5 protein-coding genes are annotated in these 5,910 nt (G+C 70.3%); 2 read left to right on the top strand and 3 right to left on the bottom strand.

Annotation, left to right across the window (positions count from 1 at the left end; genetic code table 11):
• Positions 1-132: 132 nt before the first annotated feature.
• The gene (locus G6017_RS05100; protein ID WP_182616235.1) at positions 133-663 is read right to left on the bottom strand and encodes a MarR family winged helix-turn-helix transcriptional regulator; all 531 of its coding nucleotides are present in this window, start codon (positions 661-663) and stop codon (positions 133-135) included.
• Between the two features lie 96 nt (positions 664-759).
• On the opposite strand from G6017_RS05100, the gene G6017_RS05095 reads away from it, so the two are divergent.
• Together G6017_RS05095 and G6017_RS05090 are read left to right on the top strand one after the other, a co-directional pair.
• On the top strand, positions 760-1,257 hold the full coding sequence (locus G6017_RS05095) for a DoxX family protein (RefSeq protein ID WP_179523975.1): 498 nt from the start codon (positions 760-762) through the stop codon (positions 1,255-1,257).
• A 326-nt stretch (positions 1,258-1,583) separates the two neighbouring features.
• On the top strand, positions 1,584-4,628 hold the full coding sequence (locus G6017_RS05090) for a class I tRNA ligase family protein (protein ID WP_182616233.1): 3,045 nt from the start codon (positions 1,584-1,586) through the stop codon (positions 4,626-4,628).
• 55 nt (positions 4,629-4,683) lie between these two features.
• Here G6017_RS05090 and G6017_RS05085 read toward each other — a convergent pair whose 3' ends face one another.
• A complete protein-coding gene (locus tag G6017_RS05085) occupies positions 4,684-5,079 on the bottom strand; it encodes a hypothetical protein (protein WP_346995241.1) in 396 nt (131 codons plus the stop codon).
• A partial coding sequence (locus tag G6017_RS05080; protein WP_182616232.1) for an SDR family NAD(P)-dependent oxidoreductase occupies positions 5,076-5,910 on the bottom strand: 835 nt, incomplete at its 5' end. The genes G6017_RS05085 and G6017_RS05080, both read right to left, overlap by 4 nt.

Below are 5,910 nucleotides of genomic sequence, written 5' to 3'. Positions count from 1 at the left end.
GGCGGGTCTCCGGGGTGCGGACGCCCAGGACGCCGTTACCCGGCAGTCGACCGAGCAGTCCCAGCAGGCCGGTGACCCCGACCACCAGGGCGAGACACGCCAGGAGCACCACGACCACCACGAGCACTGCGTTCACGCCCCCGAGGGTACGCCCGCGACGGGGGATTTCCGATTCGCCTCATCCCCCGTCGGCCCCTCCCCGGTGGAACCCTCGACCAGCGCGAGGAGTCGCGCGAGCTCGCGCTTGTCCTGCTCACTGAGCCGGTCCAGGAACTCCCGGCGCACCGTGGCGACGTGATCGGGTGCGGCCTCCCTGATCTCACGCATGCCCTCCTCGGTGGCGGAGACGAACGCGCCCCGGCCGTCGGTGGGGCAGCTCGTCCGCTGCACCAGTCCACGCCGGACCATCCGGGTCACCTGATGGGAGAGCCGGCTGCGTTCCCACTGCAGGACGTCGGACAGCGCGGTCATCCTCAGCGGGCCGTCGGCCTCGCTGAGGTACACGAGCACCTCGAACTCCGGCTCCGTCAGGCTCGAGGTGGCCTTGAGGTCGCGCTGGATCGCCAGGTGAAGGCGCCCCTGGATCGCGAGGTAGTCGCGCCAGAGCGCCTTCTCCTCGTCGGTCAGCCATCTCACGTGGTCGCTCGGCAGCGGTTCGGTCATGACTTCACTCTACCCTCATAGTTGACACGACACCTAGTGCGGGGATAGAAGTGTGTGACGCATCATCCGGATGTGTGACCCGAAAGGACCACAGACATGAGCACCACGACGACCGTCCCCTCCTCCCGTACCGCCGCGGCCGAGACCCGCCTGTTCCCCGTGCCCGGGATCGTCCGCGATATCGGCCTGCTGCTCGCCCGGGTCCTGCTCGGTGTGGTCCTGATCGCGCACGGCTGGGAGAAGCTCGTCACCAACGGCGCAGGGGCGACCGGCCAGTTCTTCGACTCCGTCGGGATCCCCGCAGCCCAGACCGCCGCGGTGTTCGCGGGCGTCGTCGAGCTGGCCGGAGGGATCCTGCTGGTGCTGGGGCTGCTCACCCAGGTCGTCGCGGTCCTCGTCGTCGTCGTGATGTTCGGCGCCTACCTGTTCGTCCACCAGGGCGCGGGGATCTACGCCACCAACGGTGGCTGGGAGCTCGTCGCCGTGATCGGGCTGGCCGTCGCCGTCTTCGGCCTGGTCGGCACCGGTCGCTACAGCCTCGACGCGCTGATCGCGGGCCGTCGCGCCGCCGGGGCCCGGAGGACGACGGCCTGACCCGAAGCGGGCCGGCGAGAGCACATCGACAAGACCGCCTCGATAAGAGCACATCGACAAGGCCGCATCGACGAGAGCACCTCGACAAGGCCGCATCGATAAGAGCGTTCCGCACACTCCGCACTCGCGAAACGCGTTCGGAACGCTCTTCCGGACGGGTGGGAGCCCCGGTTCTCCACGGGTGGGAGCCCCGGTCCTCGGCGACGGGCGGCCCGCGCCCGAGGGGCGGTGCTCACACGCTGGCGAGGCCCGACCCGGTCCAGGGTTTAGGCTTGACCGAAGCCTGCGTGTGGGCACCGGCGAGGATCCAGGGAGAGCAGACAACCGTGAGCAGCAGCGACGAGACCGTCACCGCAGATCAGTCCGTCCCCGGCGCGCAGACCGACCAGTCCGGGCAGACCGACCAGGCCGGGCCCGCCCACCGCTACGGCGCCGACCTCGCCGGCCGGATCGAATCCCGCTGGCAGCGCGAGTGGTCCGAGCACGGGACGTTCGAGGCCCCCAACCCCGTCGGCCCCCTCGCGGCCGCCGACGGGTCGTCACCGCCCGAGGACAAGCTCTTCGTGCAGGACATGTTCCCGTATCCCTCCGGCGCCGGCCTGCACGTGGGTCACCCGCTGGGGTACATCGCCACCGACGTCTTCGCCCGATACCACCGCATGCTCGGGACCAACGTCCTGCACACCCTGGGTTATGACGCATTCGGCCTGCCCGCCGAGCAGTACGCCGTCCAGACCGGCCAGCACCCGCGGGTCACCACCGAGGCCAACATCGTCAACATGGAGCGCCAGCTCGGGCGCCTGGGGCTCGGCCACGACCGCAGGCGCGTGGTGGCCACCACCGACACCGAGTTCTACCGCTGGACGCAGTGGATCTTCCTGCAGATCCACGGCGCCTGGTACGACCCGGATGCGCCCGCCCGCACCACCGACGGCGGCGAGCACCCCACGCGCACCGGCCGCGCCCGGCCCATCGCCGAGCTGCGCGAGCAGTTCGTCTCCGGTGCCCGCCCGCTGCCGGCCGGGTTCACCGGACGGGAGTGGCCCGATCTGACCGCGGCCGAGCAGGAGAAGGTCCTCGACTCGCACCGGCTGGTGTATCTGTCCGACTCCCAGGTCAACTGGTGCCCCGGGCTGGGCACCGTGCTGGCCAACGAGGAGGTCACCGCCGAGGGGCGCTCCGAGCGCGGCAACTTCCCCGTGTTCCGCAAGAACCTCTCCCAGTGGATGATGCGGATCACCGCGTACGCCGATCGGCTGGTCGACGACCTGGACCGTCTGGACTGGACCGACAAGGTCAAGTCCATGCAGCGCAACTGGATCGGCCGCTCGCAGGGCGCACGCGTCCGCTTCGCCGTGGCGGAGAAGTCCATCGAGGTGTTCACCACCCGCCCCGACACGCTGTTCGGCGCCACCTACATGGTGCTCTCGCCCGAGCATCCGCTGGTCGACGAGCTGGCCGGGCCGTTCTGGCCTGAGGCGGGCGACGCTCCCGGCGGGGTGGGCGGTGCGGGCGGCTCCGCCGGCGGGTTGGACGAGCGCTGGACCGGCGGGCACTCCTCGCCGGCCGAGGCCGTGCGGGAGTACCGCCGCCGGGCCGCCACCAAGTCCGATCTGGAGCGCCAGGAGAACAAGGACAAGACCGGCGTCTTCACCGGTGCCTACGCCGTCAACCCGGTCAACGGCGAGCAGGTCCCGGTGTTTGTGGCCGACTACGTGCTGATGGGTTACGGCACCGGGGCGATCATGGCCGTGCCCGCCCACGACTCCCGGGACCACGAGTTCGCCACGGCCTTCGGTCTGCCGATCGTGCAGGTGGTGGCCCCGGCCGACGGGCGCGAGCTGGACGTGCGGGCCGAGGCGTACGCGGGTGACGGCGTGGCGGTGAACTCGACCAACGAGCGCGGGCTGTCGCTCGACGGTCTGGGCGTGGACGAGGCCAAGGCCGCGACCATCGCCTGGCTGGAGGGCGAGGGCACGGGGGAGGGGACCGTCCAGTACAAGCTGCGGGACTGGCTCTTCGCCCGCCAGCGCTACTGGGGCGAGCCGTTCCCCGTGGTCTACGACTCCGACGGCGTCCCGCACGCGCTGCCCGACGAGATGTTGCCCGTCGAACTGCCCGAGGTCGAGGACTACAAGCCCGTGTCCTTCGACCCCGACGACGCCGACTCGATGCCCTCCCCGCCGCTGGCCAAGGCCACCGAGTGGATGACCGTTGAGCTGGATCTCGGCGACGGGGTGCAGACCTACACCCGCGACGCCAACGTGATGCCCAACTGGGCCGGCTCCAGCTGGTACCAGCTGCGGTACATCGACCCCACGAACCCGGACGAGCTGTGCGCGCTGGAGAACGAGCGCTACTGGACCGGGCCGCGGCCCGAGATCCACGGCGAGGGCGACCCCGGGGGAGTGGACCTCTACGTCGGTGGAGTCGAGCACGCGGTGCTGCACCTGCTCTACTCGCGGTTCTGGCACAAGGTCCTGTTCGACCTCGGCCACGTGACCAGCGAGGAGCCCTACCGCAGGCTGTTCAACCAGGGCTATATCCAGGCGTTCGCGTACACCGATGCCCGCGGGGTCTATGTGCCCGCTGCAGATGTAGAGGAGCGGGACGGGAAGTTCTACCTCGACGGCTCCCCCGACGCTCCCGAGGTGTTCCAGGAGTACGGGAAGATGGGCAAGTCGCTCAAGAACTCCGTCTCCCCCGACGAGATCTGCGACGAGTACGGCGCCGACACGCTGCGCGTGTACGAGATGTCCATGGGCCCGCTCGACACCTCACGGCCCTGGGCCACCAAGGACGTCGTGGGGGCGCACCGATTCCTGCAGCGGCTGTGGCGCGTGGTGATCGAGGAGTCGACCGGACAGGCCCGGGTGACCGAGGAGGAGCCGCCGCAGGACGTGCTCAAGGCGCTGCACAAGGCCATCGCCGGGGTCCGCGACGACTACGCGGGGCTGCGCGACAACACCGCGATCGCCAAGCTCATCGAGTACGTCAACCACCTGACCAAGGCCTACCCGACCGAGGGGCCGGGAGCGCCGCGGTCGGTCGTCGAACCACTGGTGCTCATGGTGGCCCCCGTCGCCCCGCACCTGGCCGAGGAGCTGTGGTCGCGGCTCGGGCACGCCGGCTCGCTGGCCCACGGGCCGTTCCCCGAGCACGACGAGTCGTACCTGGTCGAGGACTCGGTGGAGTACCCGGTGCAGATCAAGGGCAAGGTGCGCTCGCGCATCACCGTCGCGGCGGACGCCTCACCGGCCGAGGTCGAGGCCGCGGCCCTGGCCGACGAGAAAGTGCAGGCCAACCTCGCCGGGGCGACCCCGAAGAAGGTCATCGTGGTGCCGGGGAAGATGGTCAACATCGTGCCGTGAGAGGGCCGGGCGGTGAGAGAACCGGGCGGTGTGAGGTCCCGGTCGGGGGGAGGGGTCAGCCCACCTGCACGAACACCGCCGAGGACGAGCCGATCAGGTAGGTGGTGGTGATCATCCACATGGCGTAGCTGGCGAACAGCCACGGCCGCCACCTGATGTGCTGCTTCCACCGCCGGTAGGTCTTGACCCCCGCGGTCACGGACAGGATCACCGACAGCAGAAGCGGCAGCAGCACCACCTCGACCCGGTCCGAGGTCAGGCACGTGCCGCCGGGTTCCGTGCACTCCTCGCCGATGCCGCCGCCCACCGCGACGAGCGCGACCGCGAAGATGACAACGGCCGAGGCGGACAGCAGGACGTAGCGGATGGCCTGGCTGGCCTGGCGTTCGTTGCGTTCGAGGCGCTCCAGCGGGTCGTCGAACTCGCCGATCCCTCGGGGAGACACCGTCACCTCCCCACGAATCCGTTGTGCCCGCCGGCCTCGGCCACCTCGTCGACCGTCGTGATCCCCAGCTGCTCGTCCGTCACCGGCGGGAAGAGCGGACCACCGCCGAAGGCGCCCCGGTGCGACAGCGGTACCTCGCCGTCGTCGTTCGTCACCCCGTGCTCGCGACCGTATTCGGCCGTGATCACCGTGGACCCGCTCAGCGCCGGCAGCGACGGATCGTCGGCCAGTGCCGCGATCACGCGGCCGACGAAGGTCGGGTCCTCGGCCCGGTCCAGGGGGAAGCCGTTGAAGTCGTCCATCCCCAACGACAGGATGAGCTCGGTGCGGATGAGGCCGAGCCACAGCGACAGGGTGGACACGCCGGTCCCGACGAGCTCGTGCGCCATGTCCGAGGCCATCTTGTCCAGGGCGGTCTTGCTCATCCCGTAGAGCACGGTGTGGAACGGCGAGCGCGACCCGAAGGACGAGATGTTGACCATCAGGCCCGACCCCTGCGGGACCATCACCTTGGCGGCCTCGCAGCTGGCGACGTAGTGCGCGCGCAGACCGACGCCCATGAGGGCGTCCCAGTCGCCGGCGGGCCGCTCCCAGAACGTGCCGTTGAAGCCCATGAAGCCCTTGGGGTTGGCCCACACGTTGTTGACCAGCAGGTCCAGGCGTCCGGTGTCGGCGATCCGGGCGACGACGGCGACGATCTCGTCGTCCCGGCCGTGGTCGCACTCGAGGGGGAGCACCCGGCCGGAGGCGCCGGCCGCGGCGTCGACCGTGGCCTGCAGTCGCTCGGCCGAGCGTCCGGTGACGTACACGGTCCAGCCGGCGTCGGCGAGCGCGGTG

This window comes from Dietzia sp. B44 (assembly GCF_014145245.1).
GTDB classification, from domain to species: Bacteria; Actinomycetota; Actinomycetes; order Mycobacteriales; family Mycobacteriaceae; genus Dietzia; species Dietzia natronolimnaea.
The sequence above is the reverse complement of the archived record's forward strand: the minus strand, read 5'-3'. Positions and strand labels throughout refer to the sequence as shown.

Bases quoted from the DNA above. Each gene is read 5' to 3' on its own strand.
- G6017_RS05100 (WP_182616235.1), bottom strand. From the start codon at position 663: ATGACCGAACCGCTGCCGAGCGACCACGTGAGATGGCTGACCGACGAG.
- G6017_RS05095 (WP_179523975.1), top strand. From the start codon at position 760: ATGAGCACCACGACGACCGTCCCCTCCTCCCGTACCGCCGCGGCCGAG.